Source organism: Acinetobacter sp. YH12021, from assembly GCF_013420145.1.
GTDB lineage: Bacteria > Pseudomonadota > Gammaproteobacteria > Pseudomonadales > Moraxellaceae > Acinetobacter > Acinetobacter towneri.
Map to the genome: position 1 here is coordinate 93839 of NZ_VOYT01000007.1, position 21130 is coordinate 114968.

A 21130-nucleotide genomic window follows, 5' to 3' on the forward strand; every position below is an offset into this window, starting at 1 on the left:
TATATTTTATTCATGTTTCTGATAAATTAAAATCATTATTTTGATTATTTCTAGGCATTTAGATCAGCAAGAATTTTGCCAGAGAACTAAAAGAGAGCCTAGGCTCTCTTATGCATTATTGTTTTATTCTTCAGGATAGGCGATACGTTTTAAAGCTTTAATATCGGCATTCGGTGCACATAAAGAAATAAACTCATAGCCGTAACCACGTAGTAAGTGTCCTTTGCGAACCGCAATCCACGTGGTGTTTACCCCAAAAATATCAGTCTGGATTTGTTTTAGGCGGTAATCACGTTCTGCATCGTATGCCACATTGTTCACCACACCTACGCCCATGCCCAATTCAACATAGGTTTTAATGACATCTGCATCAAGTGCAGACATGACGATATTGACATCAATTCCTGCATCGGTAAATGCTTTGTCAATTTTAGAACGTCCCGTAAAGCCGCCGTGATAAGTGATGATTGGATATTCTGCCAAATCGGTCAGGCTGATCTCAGTTTTACTGGCTAAAGGATGATCTTGTGGGGTAATAATGCTGTGACACCAGTCATAATAAGGCACACTTGCTAAGTTCTCTTCAGTGGTTAGAGATTCAGTTGCAATACCAATATCGGCTTCACCTTGCAGCAGCATTTCGGCAATTTCTACAGGGCTGGCTTGTTGCAAAATCAAATGTACTTTAGGGAATTCTTTTTTAAACAAATTCACAATAGGCGGCAGCACATAACGCGCTTGGGTATGTGTAGTCGCAATGGTGAGCGTGCCTTCATCTACTTTATTAAAGTCATCAGCAAGGCGTTTAATGTTATCTGCATCAACCAACATGCGTTCGACAATACTTAGCAACGCTTGTCCTGGCTCGGTTAAACCTAATAGACGTTTGCCTTTGCGCACAAAAAGCTGCACACCAAGTTCATCTTCAAGGTCTTTAATGTGCTTACTCACGCCCGATTGAGAAGTGTATAGTGCCGCAGACGCTTCGGTTAAATTAAAGTTTTGACGAACGGTTTCTCTAATAATTCTAAGTTGTTGGAAGTTCATAGTGGTGCAACCCTAAAAAGGATGGAGCGGGTTAGGCTCCATCTTGATGTCCTTATGCGACTTGATTTTCAAATAAATGTAAAGTGGTTACACTTAACCAAACCGTTTGATTTGGGCGGAATTGGTGCAGTTTCGCTTCATCTGCAGTGAGTGCAATTTCAATCAAATTCCCTTGACGATCTTGCAATTCTGCAACTACTTTACCAGCAATCCAAACCTCACGTAAGAAGGTCGCTTGAATGGTATTTTCCTGTGGTTGGGCATGAATATGCAACTCATCTGGACGCGCAAATGCAATCACTTTGCCTTGTGGTGCATTTGGTTGATTGAGAAGTTGTACGCGATCTTCACCAATTTGCACAATCCCTTGATGATGTTGTCCTTCAAAACGGTTGGCTTGACCTAAGAAGTCAAATACAAACGGAGTTGCAGGCTGTTCATACACTTCACGCGGTGAACCAATTTGTTCGACATTACCTTTGTTCATGACAATAATTTGATCGGCAACTTCGAGTGCTTCTTCCTGATCGTGGGTCACGAAAATTGAAGTGATGTGTAATTCATCATGCAAAGTTCTTAACCAACGACGTAATTCTTTACGCACTTTGGCATCAAGCGCACCAAAAGGTTCATCCAATAACAATACGCGTGGTTCTACCGCTAAGGCACGTGCCAAAGCAATACGTTGACGTTGTCCACCCGATAACTGCGCAGGATAACGGTCTGCTAAAAAGCTTAACTGTACCAAGTCGAGTAAACGCATAACACGCTTTTTAATCTCGGCTTCTGAAGGTCGGGTTGCACGTGGACGTACCCGTAAACCAAATGCGATATTGTCAAATACGGTCATGTGGCGGAATAGGGCATAGTGTTGGAAAACGAATCCAACTTGACGTTCGCGCACATGCACATCGGTTGCATCCTGACCCTCTAATATCACTTGCCCACGATCAGCCGACTCTAATCCTGCAATAATACGCAACAAGGTGGTTTTACCACAGCCTGAAGGCCCAAGCAGCGCCACCAGTTGGCCATCTGGAAAATCGAGGGAGATGTCTTTAAGTGCATGGAATGCACCAAAATTTTTTTCAATATTTTTAACTTGAATACTCATGCGGTCATTCCTTAAGAAACAGTTGAATCTTCATTGCGTTGGTTTTGCTTTTCTTGGCGAATTTCAACCCAAGTTTTTAAAATCAGGGTCACAATCGCGAGAAGTGCCAAGAGAGAGGACACCGCAAACGCAGCACTAAAGGTATATTCGTTATAGAGAATTTCGACGTGCAGCGGTAGGGTGTTGGTTTCTCCGCGAATATGCCCCGATACCACAGATACCGCGCCAAACTCACCCATTGCGCGGGCATTACACAGAATCACGCCGTAAATTAAACCCCATTTTATATTTGGCAAAGTGACTTTCCAGAAGGTCTGCCAACCCGATGCACCTAATACAATCGCAGCTTCTTCTTCCTCTGTGCCTTGCGCTTCCATTAAAGGAATCAATTCACGCGCCACAAAAGGTACAGTAATGAAGATGGTGGCAATCACAATTGCAGGTACGGCATATAAAACTTTGATGTCGTGTTCCATCAACCAGCCGCCCATCCAACCTTGTGTACCAAAAATCAGGACTAGCATTAAACCTGCAATGACAGGAGAAACTGAAAAAGGCATATCAATTAAGGTGGTGAGAATCGACTTACCACGGAAATTGAATTTCGCCACTGACCACGCTGCGGCAATACCAAATACCACGTTTAAAGGTACGGCAATGGCTGCAGTGAGTAAGGTTAATTTCACTGCCGATAAAGTGTCAGGATGCACCAATGCTTGTGCATAGACACCAATGCCTTGTTTAAAGGCTTCTACAAAAACCAAAATCAGCGGCAAAATCAGACAGCTTAAGAAGAAAATGAAGGCAATTGCAATCAGGGTATAGCGTACCCAAGTCGGTTCACGTGTTGCATCGCGTGATTGTAGTTTTTCAGCCAAAGCATTGCTGTTGGTATTTAAACTCATCGTGCAGCTCTCCCTGTGCGACGACTTGCCCATGCTTGTAATAAGTTAATTAAGAACAGCATGACAAAAGAAATCAGCAACATCACCACAGCAATTGTGGTTGCACCTGCGTAGTCATATTCTTCTAAACGAGAAATAATCATTAAGGGTGCAATTTCAGTTTTAAATGGTTGGTTACCTGCAATGAAAATCACCGAGCCATATTCACCCACGCCACGCGCAAATGCGAGGGCAAAACCTGTAATCAGTGCAGGCAATAAAATAGGGAAAATCACTTTGGTGACAATTTGAAAGCGGTTAGCCCCTAGCGCAGATGCAGCTTCTTCCAACTCGGTTTCTAAGTCACTGAGTACGGGTTGCACGGTACGCACAACAAATGGAATACCAATAAAAATCAGGGCAAGGGTAATCCCGATAGGGGTATACGCGACTTTAATGCCTAATGGTTCTAAATATTGTCCAATCCAGCCAGTCGGTGCGTATAAAGAAGTCAGGGCAATACCCGCAACTGCAGTAGGCAATGCAAAAGGTAAATCGACCAAAGAATCTATAATACGTTTGCCCGGAAAGCTGTATCGTACCAAACACCATGCCAATAATAAGCCGAAGACGACATTAATAAAGGCTGCAATGAGCGCAGCGCTAAAACTGAGTTGCAAAGATTTTTGGATACGTTCTGAACTTAAAATTTCCCATAAACCATCCCAACCGATACCCAGCGATTTAATAAATACAGCCGATAAGGGAATAAGAACAATTAAGGATAAATACGCTAGGGTAAAGCCTAGAGAAAGACCAAATCCTGGCAGCACTTTGGATCGCTGCGACATGATGACTCCTCAAAAGAGAGAATGAGTTTTTGAAAACAAACAGATAAAAGTAAAAGATAAATTCGGCACAAGCATAATTTGCGAAGATTAAATTGCAAATTTGAATAAATACTTGTTGTTATCAGAAATACTGATATGTGATTGCATATTTTCTGCAATCAAATAATCATAAATTTCAGGAAATGCCCCAAAGCCTGATGCAACATTAATATGACCCACTTGTCCTAAATTAATCGGTGTTAATTGCCATGCTTGGGCAAGTGCCTGTGCATCTGCAAAACTTAGCCACGGGTCATTTTCACTAATCAGTAAGCGTGTTGGTACAGCCAATTTAAGTTGCTGAAAATATGCCGAATAATTGCTTTGACTGTGTTCTGCAAAACCAGACTCACCAAAACGGGCAGGGTTGGCAGGCGCAACCAAAACCACATTTTTAATTTTCGCCTGAAGCTCAGTGTGCTGTGCTAATGCCGCTAACGTGGTTAGACAACCAAAACTGTGTGCCACAATTTGAATATCGTCCTGAATTGAGGCTACCATTTTGACAAACTCGGTAACCCAGTTCTGTAAAATGGGGCTATTCCAGTCTGACTGTTCTACACGCGAGCAAGACATGATTTGTCGTTGTAACCAAGATTGCCAGTGTGCATATTCACTGCCACCTACACCTGGAACAATTACGGTATGAATCATGTCGATGCTCCTTCGCATATTTCAAACTAAAAATGATGATCTGAATAACGCTTAACTGTGAATTGAAGCCATCCTGTTCCAGTTATGGATGTAATCACTTGGATTCAAAACTCAGTAAGATAATGCTGTAAAATTCATGTTTTAAATAATCTGCAACAAGGATAACTAGAGTTTCTATGCAAAAAAAATAATTAAAAATGAATTTTATATGAATAAAAGAGATATATGTGAATCAGGTAAAAATGCGTTTGTGAAAACACCCGCATTTTTCAATTTGGGTGTTTTCAGCTAGAGCTTTGGTATGATTTACCTTTCGGAGTATTATTTGGTTTGGTTGGCTTTGACAATCTGATCGAAAATTCCATCATTTTCAAAGTGTTGCTTCTGAACTTTGCTCCATCCACCAAACTCTTGATCAATAGTCACCAACTTCAATGGTTTAAATTGCGACTTATATTGTGCCAACACCGTAGCATTACGTGGTCGGTAATAATTCTTCGCAGCAATGTTTTGACCCGCAGGCGAATAGAGATAGTTTAAATAGGCTTTGGCTAAGTGTTGATTGCCATCTTTTTGCACATTTTTCTCTACAATCGCCACAGGCGGTTCAGCCAAAATAGATAGAGAAGGCGTGATGATCTCAAATTTACCCGGTTGTTCACGCACGGCTAAATAGGCTTCATTTTCCCAAGCTAACAAAACATCACCAATGCCACGTTCTGCAAAAGTGGTGGTTGAGCCACGTGCGCCTGAATCCAATACTTTGGTTTGTTTATAAATTTGGCGAACAAACTCTTGCGCTTTAGCATCATTGCCCGCAGGTTGATGTTTTGCCCATGCCCACGCTGCCAAATAGTTCCAGCGTGCACCGCCAGATGTTTTTGGATTTGGAGTAATGATTTCCACACCAGGTTTGACCAAATCGCCCCAATCTCGAATACCTTTCGGGTTGCCTTTACGCACTAAAAATACAATTGTGGATGTATAAGGGGTCGAGTTGTGCGGAAATTTCTTTTGCCAGTCTTTAGGTAATAGACCGCGTTTGGCAATTTCATCAATATCGGCAGCCAGTGCCAAAGTCACGACATCGGCACCTAGACCATCAATCACCGCACGCGCCTGTTTGCCCGAACCGCCATGTGATTGTTTAAAGTTAATGTTTTGCCCCGTGGCTTTTTTCCAGTACGTACCAAAATCTTTGTTAAAGTTATCGTATAATTCACGGGTTGGATCGTAGGAAACATTCAGAAAGTCTTTTGCAGAAACGCTCAAGGTTGTTGCCGAAAGTACTGCCGCCAGTAGTCCAATTTTCAGTTTTGTAAAGTTCATGTTTGACCTCAGGTATTAAATATGTTGTTGAATGAGGCAAGCATATCTGTAGTCTATTTGCTGAAAAAATAATTTAAAATGCGGTGAATATCAGTAAATGATAAATATAAATTTCTTCATTGTTTTCTATGTTTAGAGATAAATAACGAGTACTTTTCTATGCAGTGTTATAAAAATGCCAAGCCTACCGAGCAGATTCATGTGTTAGATCGCGCGTTTCATTATGGTGATGGATGCTTTAGCACTGCACGTTTTCGCCAAAATCAAATTGAATTATTTGACCGCCATTTGGCGCGTTTGCAATATGCCAATCGCCAACTTTCTTTAAATGCCAATCTTGAGTTAATCACTGAAACGCTGACAATTTTAAAGCAGGCGCATGGCGAGTTAAATGGTACTTTGAAGATTGTTTTAAGTCGTGGTGTGGGGCAGCGTGGCTACAGCTTGCCTGATCATCCTGCCGATGTTTGGGTGTTTTTCTATCCACAAGTACAAGCGGCTTTAGATACGGCATATCATTATGACATCATTCAAAGTGGCATCTTGGCACAAGCGATTGGACTAAGCATGCCGAATTTAGTTGGGCTGAAAAGTCTAAACCGACTTGAACAGGTATTGCTCAAACAAGAAGCCGATCAAAAAGGCTGGACAGAAGCTTTGGTTACTGATGTACAGGGCAGTGTGGTTGAAGGTGTGAGTAGTAATTGTTTCATTCGTATAAACAATACATGGATTACCCCGCAACTTGGTTATAATGGCGTGCACGGTGTCATGCGGGCAGAAATTTTATCGCGCATGCAACAACAGAATTTGCATTGTGAACAGCGTGATGTTCATGTTTCGGAAATTGCGCAGATTCAAAGTCTGTTTTTCTGTAATGCCTTAACGCCCATGAAAATTGTCAGCCATTTAGGGCAGCAGGTTTTAGATGTGCAGCCGTGTGTGGAACTATTTAAGCAACTTCAACTGAATCAGATTCATTCTTATGTCTAAGCGTCCATTAAAATCTAAAAAGAAAACCAAACCTATATGGTCTAAGCGTGCTATTCAGGGTGCGCTTATTTTTGTACTCGGACTGTTTTTGGTCATTGGCATGATCTTATGGTCAAGCTTATTTAAAGATTATCCTATTGAAGGCAAAAAACAATTATTGGCAATTAATGATGGTGATACTTACTCACGTTTTATTGATCGTTTGGCAGAACAAGATCATGTGAATTTTCCAATTGTTTTAAAACTCTATCAACGGGTGATGATTCACGACAGCATGAAAAAAGGCGTGTATGAAGTTCGTCAGGGTATGAGTGTACGTCAGGTTATGGAAATGATCGCCAATGCTGAAAATGCACAAATGAACCGTATTTTGGTGATCGAAGGCACGACTTTTAAACAATTGATTGATGCGTTAAAGAAAGATGAGTTGGTCACCAAAGAAGTGTCGCATTTGCCATATGATCAAATGCTAAAAGCTTTAAATATTCCTTTTACACATCCCGAAGGTTTATTTGCGCCGAATACTTATTTCTTTGCCAAAGGTGAAACTGACCGTAAAATATTAACCGATTTATATCAGCGTCAAATGAAAGCATTAGATGATGCTTGGAATAATCGAGCAGCAGATTTACCTTATAAAAATAAATATGAAGCCTTGATTATGGCCTCAATTATTGAAAAAGAAACCAATGTCGATGCTGAGTTGCAGCAAGTGTCTGGGGTATTTGTACGCCGTTTAAAACTAGGCATGCGTTTACAAACCGATCCAACTGTTATTTATGGAATGGGCGATAAATATCAGGGCAATATTACCCGTCAGGATTTACGCACGCCAACGCCATACAATACCTATACCATGAGTGGCTTAACGCCAACACCAATTGCCTTGCCAAGTCAAAAAGCCATTGAAGCGGCGATGCATCCAGACCAATCTGACAACATTTATTTTGTCGCGACAGGTAATGGTGGACATAAATTTAGCACCAATTTGCAAGATCATAACCGTGCCGTGCAGGAATATTTAAATGTACTGCGCGCGAAAAAATCAGGGGAATAAGCATGTTTATCAGTTTTGAAGGCACCGAAGGGGTAGGCAAAACGACACTCATTCGCCGTATTCATGATTATTTTACTGCACAAGGTCAAGAGGTGGTTTTAACCCGTGAGCCAGGTGGAACCCCTATGGCAGAGCAAATTCGTGCTTTGTTACTCGCGGTCAACCATGAAGAAAAAATGTGTTCAGACACTGAGTTATTGTTGATGTATGCAGCGCGTGCTCAGCATTTAGATCAGGTGATTTTACCAGCAATGGCTGCAGGAAAAACTGTACTATGTGACCGTTTTAGCGATGCCAGTTTTGCTTATCAATGTGCGGGACGTGGTTTAAGTGAAAGCAAGTTGATGACTTTAAATAATAACTTTGTCGCACGTATGCCTGACTTAACTTTTTGGCTCGATGCACCGATTGAACTGGGTATGACCCGTGCACGGGCACGTGGTGAACTTGATCGTTTTGAACAAGAGAAAGCAACTTTCTTTGAGAAGGTAAGAGGTGGCTATCAAACTTTGTGGGAGCGATACCCTGAGCGAGTGAAGCGCTTAGATGCAACACAAAGCCCCGATCAAGTATTTGCACAGGCGATGCACTATTTGCAAGCTAAGGCATAACAAACAAAGGTATAACAAGCCAATGGGTCATGGTTATGCATTTGATTGAATGGAAAAATCTTCTATAGTGGAAATGCTTTAGAAGATTTTTTTATTTAAATAATAGCGAATAGTAAATATGACCAAAGACGAAATTATTGAATTTTTAAAAGTTGAGTTTCCGCAAAGTTTGGAAAAATGTGAAATTGTGTCCATCACCCCACGTGGGGCATTGGTGAATTATCACATCGATGAACGTGATTTACGCCCAGGTGGTACGGTATCAGGGCCGACTATGATGACTGTTGCAGACTATGCACTTTATATCGCCATTTTAGGGGAGTTGGGTTTGGTGGCTTTGGCGGTGACCAGTAATTTAAACATCAACTTTTTACGCAAGCCCGCAGCAGGGCGTAATTTACGTGGTGAATGTCGCTTAATGAAAGTAGGGAAAAACCTCGTGGTCGGTGAGGTTTGGGTATATTCCGAAGGTGTAGATGATGCCGTGGCGCATGTCACAGGGACGTATTCGATTCCACAAGTGTAAGTGTTTAAAGCTACAATATGAAAAATAATAGATCAACATTTCGCTTAAAGTTTACAGTTCAATCGCCTAAGTAAATTTGGTTGATCTTTTATTCTTATTTTGTCATTGATCGTTTTCATCCATGCCATTGAATTGAAAAATAGCCTAAGCAAAACTAATATTTGGCAGCTTAAAAATGATCAACGAGATATTATTTTTATAAAAGTGCAGGGGATGTTCAGGAAACTTTTGTAGAAATGATGGTCAAAAAAGAGAAGTAAAACGAAATAGATAACTGCAAAATAAAAATAACGATGATTGAAAATATCAAACTTTCAATCACCGCTATTCAACCGACTTTATTCATTCACCAATGGGGTTTCCACTTGGAAGTTTGGTGGAATAAGCACAGTTTTACGCAATTCAGGCGCAAGTTCAGGATAATCTAGCGTGAAGTGTAAACCGCGTGATTCCTTACGTTGCATGGCACAGCGCACAATCATTTCCGAAACTAAAACCAAATTACGCAGTTCAATTAAGTTTTTACTGACTTGATAGTCCTGATAATACTCGGTGATTTCACGTTTCAGCATTTCAATGCGGTGCAAGGCACGCTCTAAACGCTTGGTGGTGCGTACAATGCCGACATAGTTCCACATGGTTGCACGTAGCTCATCCCAGTTTTGTAAAATCACCACATCTTCGTCAGGATTCGTCACTTGCGAATCATCCCAAGCAGGAACTTCAGGCGAGCTATAATCTGCAGTGTAATGGGCTTCAATATGTTTGGCGGCAGCCATTCCATAGACAAAACATTCTAAAAGAGAGTTACTTGCCATACGGTTAGCACCATGTAAACCTGTATAAGAAGTTTCACCAATCGCATATAAACCAGCAATATCGGTTTGGCTATGTTCATCCACCATTACTCCGCCACAAGTGTAGTGGGCAGCAGGTACAACAGGAATCATATCGGTAGTGATATCAATGCCCAATTCCAGTAAACGTGCATACAGCGTTGGGAAGTGTTCTTTCACAAATTCTGCAGGTTTATGGGTGATGTCTAACCACACATGACGAATACCTAAGCGTTTGATTTCATAGTCAATCGCACGTGCTACAATGTCGCGTGGCGCCAATTCTGCACGCTCATCAAAACGCAGCATAAAACGCTCACCATCGGGTAAACGCAAATATGCACCTTCACCACGCATGGCTTCAGTAATTAAAAACGAACGTGCTTGAGGATGATACAAACAGGTCGGATGGAATTGGTTAAATTCCATATTTGCCACACGGCAACCCGCACGGTATGCCATCGCCATACCATCACCTGTGGCAATGTCTGGGTTAGATGTATACAGATAGGCTTTCATTGCACCACCGCAGGCAAGTGCGGTAAATGGTGCAAGGAAGCTATGCACTTTTTGTGTTTTTTCATCTAGTGCATATAAGCCTAAAGTGCGATTGCTTTCATTTAAACCTAATTTTTGCGAGGTAATTAGGTCAATCGCAATATAATTTTCAAAAATGGTGATGTTTTGCTGTTCTTGGGCACGTTGTACCAAAGTGGTCGAAATTGCGCGTCCCGTTGCATCGGCAGCGTGAATGATACGTCGCTGTGAGTGACCGCCTTCACGGGTTAAGTGCAACTGTTCTTGTTCATCTAAAGTAAATTGCACACCTTGTTTCAGCAGAAAATCTACCGAAGGTTTGCCGCCTTCTACGGTTTGCTTGACGGCATCCATTTCACATAAATGCGCACCTGCAATCATAGTGTCATCTATGTGTTGTTCAATTGAATCTGTTTCATCAAGCACTGCCGCGACACCGCCTTGCGCATAGAAGGTGCTGGCTTCAGTGAGGGTAGATTTCGCCAAAACGGCAATATTGAAATGCTGGGGTAATGAGAGCGCTAAACTCAAACCTGCACCACCACTTCCCACAATAATCACATCAAATTGATGTGTTGTGTTTAAATTAGGCATGTCCATCAGCTAATTTGAAAAAAGTTGGATAATGACACCCCTTTTTACAGAAAAAGGCAAGTGCGAAGTGGATTTGAATAATGAAAAAAAAGAATAAACTGGCAACTTTTATGGAATATCCCACTTTTATTGTGATTCGATTCCACGCTTTTCATTTCATTTATAGCACTTTGATGCGTAATTTTTGATGGGGTAAATACGAGATACTATCTCAGCTATCCTCCACAGTGCCTGCCAAACCGTAATTGAAAAAGATTCAACATTTTATTACCCAAAAGCCTATTATTTTGTGCTAAACAAGGTGAGTTCAAAGTCATAATTATTATTGAGTGAATGCTATTTATGAAAAATCGCAACTTAAAAAAAGGTTTATATGCGGCTGTTTTTACTATGGCAACTGTGCAGACTCAAGCAGCACCACCAGTAGACTTTTCTAATTTGGTTGAGCAGGTTAGTCCTGCGGTGGTGAGTGTCAATGTTGTCAAAAAAATGAGTCAGGAAGAACTCTTACAACAACAAGTTCCAGAAATTTTACGCCGTTTTTTTGGCAATCAAGTGATTATTCCTCAACAGCAAATTCCACAAGAAAAAACAGGTTACGGCAGTGCCTTTTTTATCAGTAAAGATGGATACCTTTTAACCAATCACCACGTTGTTGAAGATGCTTCTAAAGTTACCATTGTACTGAATGACCGCCGTGAACTTGATGCAACTGTCGTGGGTAGTGATGAACGTACCGATGTCGCGTTATTAAAAGTGCAGGGCAGCAGTTATCCAGAACTGCGTACAGGCAATGTCGATCAATTACGTGTAGGTGAGCCTGTACTTGCGATTGGTTCACCATTTGGCTTTGACTATTCTGCATCGGCAGGAATCGTGAGTGCCAAAATGCGTAATATGATGGGTGAAACTTCAGTGCCATTTATTCAGACCGATGTGGCGCTTAACCCGGGTAACTCAGGCGGGCCGTTATTTAACCAGCGCGGTGAAGTGGTTGGTGTGAACTCCCGTATTTTTAGTGGTACGGGTGGTTATATGGGCTTGTCATTCTCCATTCCTATTGATGTTGCCATGGATGTTGCCGATCAGTTAAAGCGTAACGGTAAAGTGACTCGTTCTTATTTAGGGGTGAGTTTGCAAGATATTGACCGCAATTTGGCAGAATCTTATAAACTCAGTAAGCCTGAAGGTTCATTAATTACTCAAGTTGCACCAAACTCACCTGCGGCACGTGCAGGTTTGCGCGCGGGCGATGTGATTCTTAAATACAACGGCACACCTATTTCCAGAACGTCTGAATTGTTGAACTATTTAAACCGTTCAGTGCCAAATCAAAGTATTCAGCTTGAAGTATTACGCGATGATAAACGCCGTAATATTACCGCTACGGTGAGCACAGCACCTGACGACACGCCTGCCAAAAACAACCCTGATACCGCAGCCAAAGGCCCTGTTTTAGGGGTGTCGATTCGTGATTTAAGCGTTGCAGAACAACGCCAATTAGATATTAAAGGCGGTGTGCTGATTCAGGAAGTGCGTCGTGGTGGTTCGGCAGCTCAGGCACGTATTATGCCAGGTGATGTGATTGTGCAACTGAATAACACCACCATCCAAAATGCCAACCAATTTGTTGAAACAGTATCTACCTTGAAACAAGGTACAATTGCGCGTGTGGTGATTATTCGCCAAGGGCAACGTGCGATTATTGGCATGCGTATTCAATAAGTTGAAGTGGCATAAAATCGTAAATCTAACTAAATTTAGCATATTGCTAAACTTTAGATAGTCACTTATTTTAAGAAAGTCGCTCTTGAACTGGAGCGACTTTTTTTATGTAACTCGGTATTTTTGTTAGACTAGACCGACATCGCCGTTTTAGTTAAAAGGATGACATGAGCAGCATATTTGATTTAAAAATCACCGTACAGCCAGAACATATTGATATTTTAGGGCATGTCAATAATGTGGTGTATGTGCAGTGGATGCAGGATGTAGCATCGGCACATATCAAAACATTAGGCTTAGGTGTGCAGGAATACTTAAAACTAAAACATGCGATGGTGGCGGTGGAACATCATGTGCAATATCGTAAAGCGGCACTCGAAGGTGAGGAGCTGATTTTGCGTACATGGTTAAGTGATTTGAATGCGTTGTATTCATTCCGCCAATATGCGTTTTATCGCCCTCAAGATAAAAGTCTGCTGTTTATGGGCAATACACAATGGGCTTGTGTGGAAATTGCTACAGGTCGTCCAAAACGCATGTCACCGACATTTACGCAAGCCTATCAACCCCTTGCTGCTGATGTGAATCCGTTGGATTTTAGTGAGTATGATTAATTAAGAGGAATTGAAGCACCAAGTGTAGCGTCATTGAAAGTTGCCGCATGTTATTGCTCTAGATGTTGTCAAAGAGGGTGTTTGCCCGTTTCAAACAGCATGATGTGGCTTTCAATTTTCACTTTAATTACGACACACATCTCTGCATAAAAAGCCTGAAACTCTCGAATAAAAAGAAAAACGCGTGAGGCTGCAAAAGGAAGTCATTATTATGGATACATTGAAAAATCCATCTGCTATAATCCTTCGCAATTTCTATTCGGCTTTTGCTCTGCATGAATTTTGAGGTGCAGAGCGTGTTATTTTTCAAGGTAACCCATGGCGCAAGCTAAAAAAACTGTTGATATTAAAAACATCCGTAACTTTTCGATCATTGCCCATATTGACCATGGTAAATCGACTCTAGCAGATCGTTTCATTCAAACCTGTGGTGGTTTACAAGATCGTGAGATGCAAGCTCAGGTGTTGGATTCTATGGAGCTTGAGCGTGAGCGTGGGATTACCATTAAAGCCACCTCAGTGACTTTATACTACAACCATCCAAATGGTCAGGAATACCAGTTAAACTTCATTGACACCCCAGGACACGTTGACTTTTCCTATGAAGTATCACGTTCTTTGGCAGCTTGTGAAGGTGCGCTATTGGTAGTCGATGCGGCACAAGGGGTAGAAGCGCAATCAGTTGCAAACTGCTATACCGCAATTGAGCAAGGCTTAGAAGTTTTACCTGTACTGAATAAAATTGATTTACCGCAGGCAGAACCTGAGCGCGTGATTCATGAAATTGAAGAAATTATTGGTATCGAAGCGCAAGATGCACCCACCTGTTCGGCTAAAACAGGTTTAGGCATCGACAATGTATTAGAAACCTTGGTGAATGTCATTCCTGCACCACAAGGTGATCGTGATGCGCCATTGCAAGCCTTAATTATTGACTCATGGTTTGATAACTATTTGGGTGTTGTGTCGCTGGTACGTATCAAGCAAGGTCGCGTGCGTAAAGGCGATAAAATGTTGATGAAATCGACAGGTCAAACGCACATTATTACCTCAGTTGGTATTTTTAATCCAAAACATACCGAAACAGGTATTTTGGAAGCAGGTGAAGTTGGCTTTGTTATTGCGGGTATTAAAGATATTTTTGGTGCGCCAGTGGGTGATACCATCACACTCGCAACTACACCAGAAGTAGAAACCTTACCAGGCTTTAAAAAAGTTAAGCCGCAGGTTTATGCAGGTTTATTCCCAATTGATGCCAGCGACTTTGAACCGTTCCGTGAAGCCTTGCACAAACTACAAATTAACGACTCAGCTTTGTTCTTTGAACCTGAAAGTTCAGATGCTTTAGGCTTTGGTTTCCGTTGTGGTTTCTTGGGCATGTTGCACATGGAAATCGTACAAGAGCGTTTAGAGCGTGAGTACGATTTAGACCTAATTTCATCGGCACCAACGGTTATTTATGAAGCCGTGATGAAAAATGGCGAAACGGTGTATATCGACAGTCCATCTAAAATGCCTGATGGTTCAACTGTAGAAGATTTACGTGAACCGATTGCGGAATGTCATATTTTAGTGCCGCAAGAATACTTGGGTAACGTCATGACCCTATGTATTGAGCGTCGTGGTGTGCAAAAAGACATGAAATTCTTGGGTAACCAAGTGTCCATTACTTTTGAAATTCCGATGGCAGAAGTCGTGATGGACTTCTTTGATAAATTGAAGTCATGTTCACGTGGTTTTGCATCGTTAGATTATAACTTTGTCCGTTTTGAAAGCTCATCTTTGGTTAAAGTCGATGTACTGATTAACGGTGAAAAAGTCGATGCCTTAGCTATGATTTGCCACCGTCAAGATGCACGTCACCGTGGTATTGCCTTGGTTGAAAAAATGAAAGACTTGATTCCGCGTCAAATGTTTGATGTGGCTATTCAGGCTGCGATTGGTGCGCAAATTATTGCGCGTTCAACCGTGAAAGCGATGCGTAAAAACGTACTTGCGAAGTGTTATGGCGGTGACGTTTCTCGTAAAAAGAAACTACTTGCCAAGCAAAAAGAAGGTAAGAAACGTATGAAGCAAGTGGGAAGTGTTGAAATCCCGCAAGAAGCTTTCTTAGCTGTACTTAAAGTCGAACGCTAAAATTATAAGGATAATAAACCCATGGATTTTGATTTTAATTTGATTCTCGTTCCTGCCACATTATTTTTTATTGCGGTGTGGCTGCTCGATAAATTTGTATTTAAGCAAAGAGCAACGAAAGGGCGAGGCAATGAAAACTTCATTATCACATGGGCTTATGATTTTTGGCCTGTTTTGGCAGTGGTGATGGTACTGCGTTCATTCCTGTATGAACCATTTAATATTCCGTCAGATTCTATGGTGCCAACCTTAGAAACGGGCGATTTTATTTTGGTGAACAAGTTTGAATATGGCGTGCGTTTGCCAATTATTAACAGCAAAATTATAGATGTGGGTTCGCCTGAGCGTGGCGAAGTTGCGGTGTTCCGTTATCCACCACAACCAAGCATTAGTTATATTAAGCGTATTGTCGGTTTACCAGGCGATCATATTGTTTATGATCATGGTCAGCTGAGCATTAATGGCGAGAAAGTAACGAAAACTCCAATCCAGTTTAGCCGTGAAAAAGACAGTCTAGATACACCTACTTCAATTTACCATCAGGAAACTTTAGGGGCGCATACATTTACCATGCGCGAGCTTGAAGGTGTAAACGTGGCGCGTCAGGCACCATTCCTGAACTATGTAGACAATGGTAAATATTCAGCAGAAAATGGTTTATATTGGGAAGTCAAAGTACCTGAAGGTCATTACTTCGCGATGGGGGATAACCGCGATCAAAGTGCTGACAGTCGTTTTTGGGGTTTTGTACCAGAGGAAAACCTAACAGGTCGTGCATTCTATGTGTGGATGCATAAAGAGCCTGGGTTTAATTTGCCGTCATTTAGTCGTAACGGCAAAATTGATTAATACAGCAGATTAGGAAAATAAAAAATGCGTCATCAACAAGGGGCATCCTATATTGCAATTTTAATTGCAATTATTGGTTTTGCATTTATGGCAAAAGTGGCAATTGCGGTTTGGGGACCATATTTCGATGATCGAATGTTGGACAATCAAATTGAAGAACAATTGTTAAATGGGCCAAAAAATCTATCACCACAACAGTTTATTGGTGAAATGGACAAGCGTTTAAGCATGAACAACATTCGCGATATTAAATTTGCAGATGTGGCTCAAGTGACTAACGTCGATGGTTTAGAAGTGAAAAAAGAATATGAAATAAGAAAACCTTTCTTATTGAATATTGATATTGTAATGAAGTTCGAGAAAAGTTTTGATCAAAGCTCAGTCCAAGCTAAATGAGACCCGTCTAGCCAGCCGAATCGGTTATCAGTTTAAGCAACCTGAATTGCTTAAATTGGCTTTGACTCACCGCTCGGTGAGTCATAAACACAATTACGAACGTCTGGAATTTCTAGGCGATTCGTTGTTGGGAATGATTGTTGCCAATTATTTATATGTGGCTTATCCACATGAAAATGAAGGGCGTTTAACGCGCATGCGGGCAACACTGGTACGTCAGGAAGCCTTAGGCAAAATCGCCAATGATTTAAAGCTCAGCCAAAATTTAATTCTCAGTACAGGTGAATTGAAATCTGGCGGTCATCATCGTGAGTCTATACTGGCAGATACCGTAGAAGCGATTATTGGCGCTATTTATGTCGATAGCGGTGATTTGAATTTGCTGCAAACGATTGTGCTAAAATGGTACAGCCCTTATTTAGATCATATTGAGCCAACCGATCAACTCAAAGACCCTAAATCACGCTTACAAGAGTATTTACAAGCACGTAAAAAACCTCTCCCGGTTTACGAGGTTGTAGATATTCAGGGCGATGCACCGAATCAGCATTTCATTGTGGAATGCCGAGTCGATAGTTTGCCTGTAATGAAGGGTGAAGGTTCAAGCCGTCGCTTTGCCGAGCAGGCAGTTGCGGCAGATATTTTAAAATTCTTGGAGCAAAAGTCTGAATGACCATCCATTCCGATCACGTAGATGCTGATCACGAGTCGAATAACGACGCCAATGACCTAATTAACCAATTCTTTAGCGGTCAGGGAACTGAAATTCCATCTGATTTCCGCAGTGGTTTTGTTGCGATTGTTGGTCGCCCGAATGTGGGTAAATCAACCCTCATGAACCATTTGTTAGGTCAAAAACTATCCATTACTTCACGTAAGCCACAAACCACACGTCACAAAATTGTGGGAATTGATTCACGTGAAAAATCTCAGGCTGTGTTTGTAGACACACCAGGGATGCATAAAAAAGAAGTCCGTGCCATCAACAAAATGATGAACCGTGCTGCATCGTCTGCTTTGCGCGATGTGAATTTGGTTTTGTTTGTGGTGGATGCACAAAAATGGACGCAAAATGATGAGTTAGTCCTAGAAAAGCTGAAAAATGCAGAAATGCCAGTGATTCTGGTGATTAACAAACTCGACACTTTTGAGAATAAAAATCAGGCTTTGCCGATTATTCAAGAACGTGCCAAGTTAATGAACTTTGCCGAAATTGTACCTGTATCGGCATTGCGCGGCGCGAACCTAGATCATTTGCGTGACACGATTGAACGCTATTTGCCATTCCAGCCACCGTTGTATTCGCTAGATCAAATCACAGACCGTTCAGAACGTTTCTTGGCATCTGAAATTATCCGTGAAAAGATCATGCGCCAATTGGGCGAAGAACTGCCTTACGATTTAACCGTGCAAATCGAATCATTTAAAACTGAAGATGCGGTTTTAAATGAAAAAACGGGTCGTATGAAAGCACCATGTACCTATATTGATGCCACTATTTTTGTAGATCGCTCTGGTCAAAAAGCCATTGTGATTGGTGAAAAAGGCGCGAAGCTGAAAAAAATTGGTATGGATGCACGGGTCGACATGGAAAAAATGTTCGAGCAAAAAATCATGCTGACGCTTTGGGTGAAAGTCAAAGGTGGTTGGTCTGATGATGAACGTGCATTAAAAAGCTTAGGATATAGCGATATCTAAGTTTGACGAAAAGGGAACTGTGATGATGAAAGTGTTGGCCATTGTGGCATGTATGTTTGTCTTGCAAGGTTGTATTCACAAAGTTGTGACAGTTCCCGTAAAAGTTGCCTACAAAACTACAAAGGGTGTGGTGAAAGGCACTGCTGCTGTAGTTGGTGCTGTCATTCCAGATGGTGATGACGAAGAAAAATCCAAACAAGAATCCTCTAAAGAACAGGATTAATTGACGCTATCATGCGTAATGAAATCTTGCATGGTTATTTAATCCATCATCGAAAATACCGCGAACGTAGCCATATTGTGCACTTGTTTACCCGCGAACATGGGCGGGTTGATGGTATTTTAAGACAAATGCCACCGCCACAATATCAACCGATTCGCATACAAGCTTCGGGAAAATCAGACCTTAAAAATTTCACCAAGCTGGAAATTGTCAATCAACCGGTTTTCTTCTTTGGTGATGCATTTTTTTCAGGCTTTTATTTAAATGAAATCGTGCTGCGCTTATGTTCTGCCGAAGTGGAAATGCCAGAAACTTTTGTGCAATATCACCAGACTTTGGCGCATTTACAACACTTATCTAGTCAGGAAAATCCCAATCTATTCTTAAGACAAATTTTACGTCAGTTTGAACATGCATTATTGGAAGAATTAGGCTATGCGATTGATTTTTCAGTCGATGCGAACCAAGAGCCAATTCAGCCCAATCTACATTATCATTTTCAACTGAATGATGGTTTTATCCCTACCGCACAAGCATCACGGGCTAACTTAGTCGGTACACAGATCCTCAGTATGTGCGACTATGAAAAAGGTAGGGATTTTAACCCAGAGCAGTTACAATTACTGTCTCGGCTGTATCGACAAATGATTAGTTCACTGTTGGGTGATCGACCTTTAAAAAGTCGCCAATTGTGGATTCAGAATTCTCAAACCCAAGCGTAATGTAGGAACCTATTATGGCTTTACTCGGTGTCAATATTGACCATGTGGCAACTTTAAGACAAGCGCGTGGCACGAACTATCCAGACCCTGTGAAGGCCGCAGTAGTTTGTGAACAGGCGGGTGCAGAGGGGATTACTTTGCATTTGCGTGAAGACCGTCGTCATATTCAGGATGATGATGTGCGTCGTATGCGTCCGTTGCTAAAAACTCGTATGAATTTGGAAATGGCAGTTACTGAAGAAATGATCGAGTTTGCCAAAGAAATTCGTCCACAGCATGTATGTTTGGTACCTGAGCGCCGTGAAGAAGTAACCACTGAAGGTGGTTTGGATGTAGTAGGCAATTTTGCAGCAGTTAAGGCCGCTACTCAGGAATTAACAGCAATTGGCTGTGATGTGTCACTGTTTATTGATGCAGATCTTGCACAAATTGATGCGGCCGTTGCATGTGGTGCACCGACCATTGAAATTCATACAGGCGCGTATGCCAATGCAGAAAATGAAGCTGCACAGCAAGCCGAATTGACCCGTATTGTTCAGGGCGTAGAATATGCAGCTAGCCGTGGCTTAGTGATTAATGCAGGGCATGGCTTGAACTTGGACAATGTAGGTGCAATTGCCGCTATTCAACACATCCATGAGTTAAATATTGGTCATGCTTTAATTGGTGATGCTGTATTTGTCGGCTTGGAACAGGCTGTTAAACGCATGAAAGCTGCGATTGATGCAGCGCGTTAATCTGCATATTTAAAATTGAAAGATAAAATTTGAAACGTTATGTCCAGCATAAATTATGATGAATTGATGCAGCCTGTGATAGCATTTTTAGGCTGCGAAACACCCAAAGAATGGTTGAACGAAGCATTAAATAATTTAGATATTTTGATGCAAGATCATGCTAACTGTGAGAAAAAAGCAGCAGGCACAGCCATGAATCTGATGTTTCGTTACAGCTTTTTTACCGATTTGCAGGTCAAACTGGCACAGTTGGTACGCGAAGAAATGCTGCATTATGAGCAGGTGCTAGAGTTCATGGCAAAGCGTGGGCAAATGTGGCAGGGTTTAAGTGCAGGGCGTTATGCAGGCGGTTTACGTAAAGAAATCCGTACCTATGAACCTGAAGCACTAATTGATGTTTTGGTGATAGGTGCCTTTGTAGAAGCACGTTCATGCGAGCGGTTTTATGCGCTTGCGCCATTGGTAGATGAAGAATTAGGTAAGTATTACCGTTATTTACTGAAATCAGAATCACGGCATTATGAAGATTATTTGGCACTGGCTTTGGATGTAGCAAAAACAGCAAAACTGAAAAACCCTGAAGAAGATATTCAGGGGCGAATTCAGCATATACGTGAAGTGGAAAAGAATCTTATTTTAAGTCCAGATGATCTGTTCCGTTTTCATAGTGGTGTGCCTGTGCAAGCCGCTTAAAACTTGTAGATGATCTAAGATAGAAAACGGAACTTCGGTTCCGTTTTTTTATCAATCAAGTTATTGCTTAGGTATTTTGATTGTGGATTGTTGCCTAAGTCACTTAGAAATGATCAAGGCTAAGATTAGGAATTACATTAACCCCAGTTACGGATAAGCCAAAGATTTAATCACATGAATTTTAGGCTTATTCTTTTGGCAAAGTTGATACGCACATAGTGAAGAAAATACGCCTGCTAAAAAACCAGCAATCGAACGATGTTTA

Annotated in this window: 22 protein-coding genes and 1 pseudogene; 15 read left to right on the forward strand and 8 right to left on the reverse strand. The window is 41.5% G+C overall.

The features are described 5' to 3' along the window. Nucleotides 1-123: 123 nt before the first annotated feature. The 6 genes from FTT91_RS07905 to FTT91_RS07930 all read right to left on the reverse strand — a co-directional run bounded on the left by FTT91_RS07905 (nucleotide 124) and on the right by FTT91_RS07930 (nucleotide 5918). Nucleotides 124-1047 (reverse strand): CysB family HTH-type transcriptional regulator, encoded by a 924-nt coding sequence (locus tag FTT91_RS07905; RefSeq protein ID WP_178318841.1) that lies wholly within the window; start codon nucleotides 1045-1047, stop codon nucleotides 124-126. Nucleotides 1048-1099: 52 nt separating this feature from the next. Then, nucleotides 1100-2161 carry a sulfate/molybdate ABC transporter ATP-binding protein gene (locus tag FTT91_RS07910; RefSeq protein ID WP_168417798.1) on the reverse strand — a complete coding sequence of 354 codons (1062 nt, stop codon included), beginning with the start codon at nucleotides 2159-2161 and terminating at the stop codon, nucleotides 1100-1102. Between the two features lie 11 nt (nucleotides 2162-2172). Beyond that, complete coding sequence (gene cysW, locus FTT91_RS07915) at nucleotides 2173-3066, reverse strand: sulfate ABC transporter permease subunit CysW (RefSeq protein ID WP_096901108.1); 894 nt, start codon at nucleotides 3064-3066, stop codon at nucleotides 2173-2175. Then, nucleotides 3063-3896: a sulfate ABC transporter permease subunit CysT gene (gene cysT, locus FTT91_RS07920; RefSeq protein WP_096901107.1), complete on the reverse strand. Its 834-nt coding sequence runs from the start codon at nucleotides 3894-3896 to the stop codon at nucleotides 3063-3065. The genes cysW and cysT overlap by 4 nt, the downstream gene beginning before the upstream one ends. Before the next feature lie 87 nt (nucleotides 3897-3983). Continuing rightward, complete coding sequence (locus FTT91_RS07925) at nucleotides 3984-4589, reverse strand: alpha/beta hydrolase (protein ID WP_180169233.1); 606 nt, start codon at nucleotides 4587-4589, stop codon at nucleotides 3984-3986. 321 nt (nucleotides 4590-4910) lie between these two features. Next, the gene (locus FTT91_RS07930; RefSeq protein WP_180169234.1) at nucleotides 4911-5918 is read right to left on the reverse strand and encodes a sulfate ABC transporter substrate-binding protein; all 1008 of its coding nucleotides are present in this window, start codon (nucleotides 5916-5918) and stop codon (nucleotides 4911-4913) included. Between the two features lie 159 nt (nucleotides 5919-6077). Here FTT91_RS07930 and pabC point away from each other — a divergent pair, with 159 nt between their 5' ends. The 4 genes from pabC (at nucleotide 6078) to FTT91_RS07950 (ending at nucleotide 9105) form a co-directional block, all read left to right on the forward strand. Next, nucleotides 6078-6911, forward strand: a complete 834-nt coding sequence (gene pabC / locus FTT91_RS07935) for an aminodeoxychorismate lyase (RefSeq protein ID WP_004971738.1) — start codon at nucleotides 6078-6080, stop codon at nucleotides 6909-6911. Next, nucleotides 6904-7968 carry an endolytic transglycosylase MltG gene (gene mltG / locus FTT91_RS07940; protein ID WP_180169235.1) on the forward strand — a complete coding sequence of 355 codons (1065 nt, stop codon included), beginning with the start codon at nucleotides 6904-6906 and terminating at the stop codon, nucleotides 7966-7968. Before pabC ends, mltG begins: the two co-directional genes overlap by 8 nt. 2 nt (nucleotides 7969-7970) lie before the next feature. Next, complete coding sequence (gene tmk, locus FTT91_RS07945; protein ID WP_180169236.1) at nucleotides 7971-8579, forward strand: dTMP kinase; 609 nt, start codon at nucleotides 7971-7973, stop codon at nucleotides 8577-8579. Between the two features lie 118 nt (nucleotides 8580-8697). Beyond that, nucleotides 8698-9105 (forward strand): PaaI family thioesterase, encoded by a 408-nt coding sequence (locus tag FTT91_RS07950; RefSeq protein WP_167845906.1) that lies wholly within the window; start codon nucleotides 8698-8700, stop codon nucleotides 9103-9105. Between the two features lie 338 nt (nucleotides 9106-9443). Here FTT91_RS07950 and nadB read toward each other — a convergent pair whose 3' ends face one another. Continuing rightward, complete coding sequence (gene nadB, locus FTT91_RS07955) at nucleotides 9444-11078, reverse strand: L-aspartate oxidase (RefSeq protein WP_167845907.1); 1635 nt, start codon at nucleotides 11076-11078, stop codon at nucleotides 9444-9446. A gap of 336 nt (nucleotides 11079-11414) precedes the next feature. Between nadB and FTT91_RS07960 the strand changes: the two genes are divergently transcribed. The 11 genes from FTT91_RS07960 (at nucleotide 11415) to FTT91_RS08010 (ending at nucleotide 20865) form a co-directional block, all read left to right on the forward strand. Continuing rightward, nucleotides 11415-12797, forward strand: a complete 1383-nt coding sequence (locus tag FTT91_RS07960; protein WP_131261155.1) for a Do family serine endopeptidase — start codon at nucleotides 11415-11417, stop codon at nucleotides 12795-12797. Between the two features lie 167 nt (nucleotides 12798-12964). After that, nucleotides 12965-13411 (forward strand): thioesterase family protein, encoded by a 447-nt coding sequence (locus FTT91_RS07965; protein WP_179994617.1) that lies wholly within the window; start codon nucleotides 12965-12967, stop codon nucleotides 13409-13411. 318 nt (nucleotides 13412-13729) lie between these two features. After that, nucleotides 13730-15547 carry a translation elongation factor 4 gene (gene lepA / locus FTT91_RS07970; RefSeq protein WP_004971725.1) on the forward strand — a complete coding sequence of 606 codons (1818 nt, stop codon included), beginning with the start codon at nucleotides 13730-13732 and terminating at the stop codon, nucleotides 15545-15547. Between the two features lie 21 nt (nucleotides 15548-15568). Continuing rightward, nucleotides 15569-16396: a signal peptidase I gene (gene lepB / locus FTT91_RS07975; protein WP_004971724.1), complete on the forward strand. Its 828-nt coding sequence runs from the start codon at nucleotides 15569-15571 to the stop codon at nucleotides 16394-16396. A gap of 24 nt (nucleotides 16397-16420) precedes the next feature. Then, nucleotides 16421-16792 carry a DUF4845 domain-containing protein gene (locus FTT91_RS07980; protein ID WP_180169237.1) on the forward strand — a complete coding sequence of 124 codons (372 nt, stop codon included), beginning with the start codon at nucleotides 16421-16423 and terminating at the stop codon, nucleotides 16790-16792. Then, nucleotides 16764-17465, forward strand: coding sequence for a ribonuclease III (gene rnc / locus FTT91_RS07985; RefSeq protein WP_004971722.1), 702 nt, complete (start codon nucleotides 16764-16766; stop codon nucleotides 17463-17465). The genes FTT91_RS07980 and rnc overlap by 29 nt, the downstream gene beginning before the upstream one ends. Next, nucleotides 17462-18490, forward strand: a complete 1029-nt coding sequence (gene era, locus FTT91_RS07990) for a GTPase Era (protein ID WP_004971721.1) — start codon at nucleotides 17462-17464, stop codon at nucleotides 18488-18490. Before rnc ends, era begins: the two co-directional genes overlap by 4 nt. Before the next feature lie 22 nt (nucleotides 18491-18512). Continuing rightward, complete coding sequence (locus tag FTT91_RS07995) at nucleotides 18513-18713, forward strand: NF038104 family lipoprotein (RefSeq protein ID WP_019837686.1); 201 nt, start codon at nucleotides 18513-18515, stop codon at nucleotides 18711-18713. 8 nt (nucleotides 18714-18721) lie between these two features. Continuing rightward, entirely contained in the window at nucleotides 18722-19435 is a 714-nt protein-coding gene (gene recO / locus FTT91_RS08000) for a DNA repair protein RecO (RefSeq protein WP_178865723.1), read from the forward strand. An 11-nt stretch (nucleotides 19436-19446) separates the two neighbouring features. Next, on the forward strand, nucleotides 19447-20172 hold the full coding sequence (gene pdxJ / locus FTT91_RS08005; RefSeq protein ID WP_180169239.1) for a pyridoxine 5'-phosphate synthase: 726 nt from the start codon (nucleotides 19447-19449) through the stop codon (nucleotides 20170-20172). Nucleotides 20173-20211: 39 nt separating this feature from the next. After that, on the forward strand, nucleotides 20212-20865 hold the full coding sequence (locus tag FTT91_RS08010; protein WP_004971715.1) for a tRNA-(ms[2]io[6]A)-hydroxylase: 654 nt from the start codon (nucleotides 20212-20214) through the stop codon (nucleotides 20863-20865). 147 nt (nucleotides 20866-21012) lie between these two features. Here FTT91_RS08010 and FTT91_RS08015 read toward each other — a convergent pair. Next, a pseudogene (locus tag FTT91_RS08015) lies at nucleotides 21013-21130 on the reverse strand (IS982 family transposase); the annotation flags it as partial.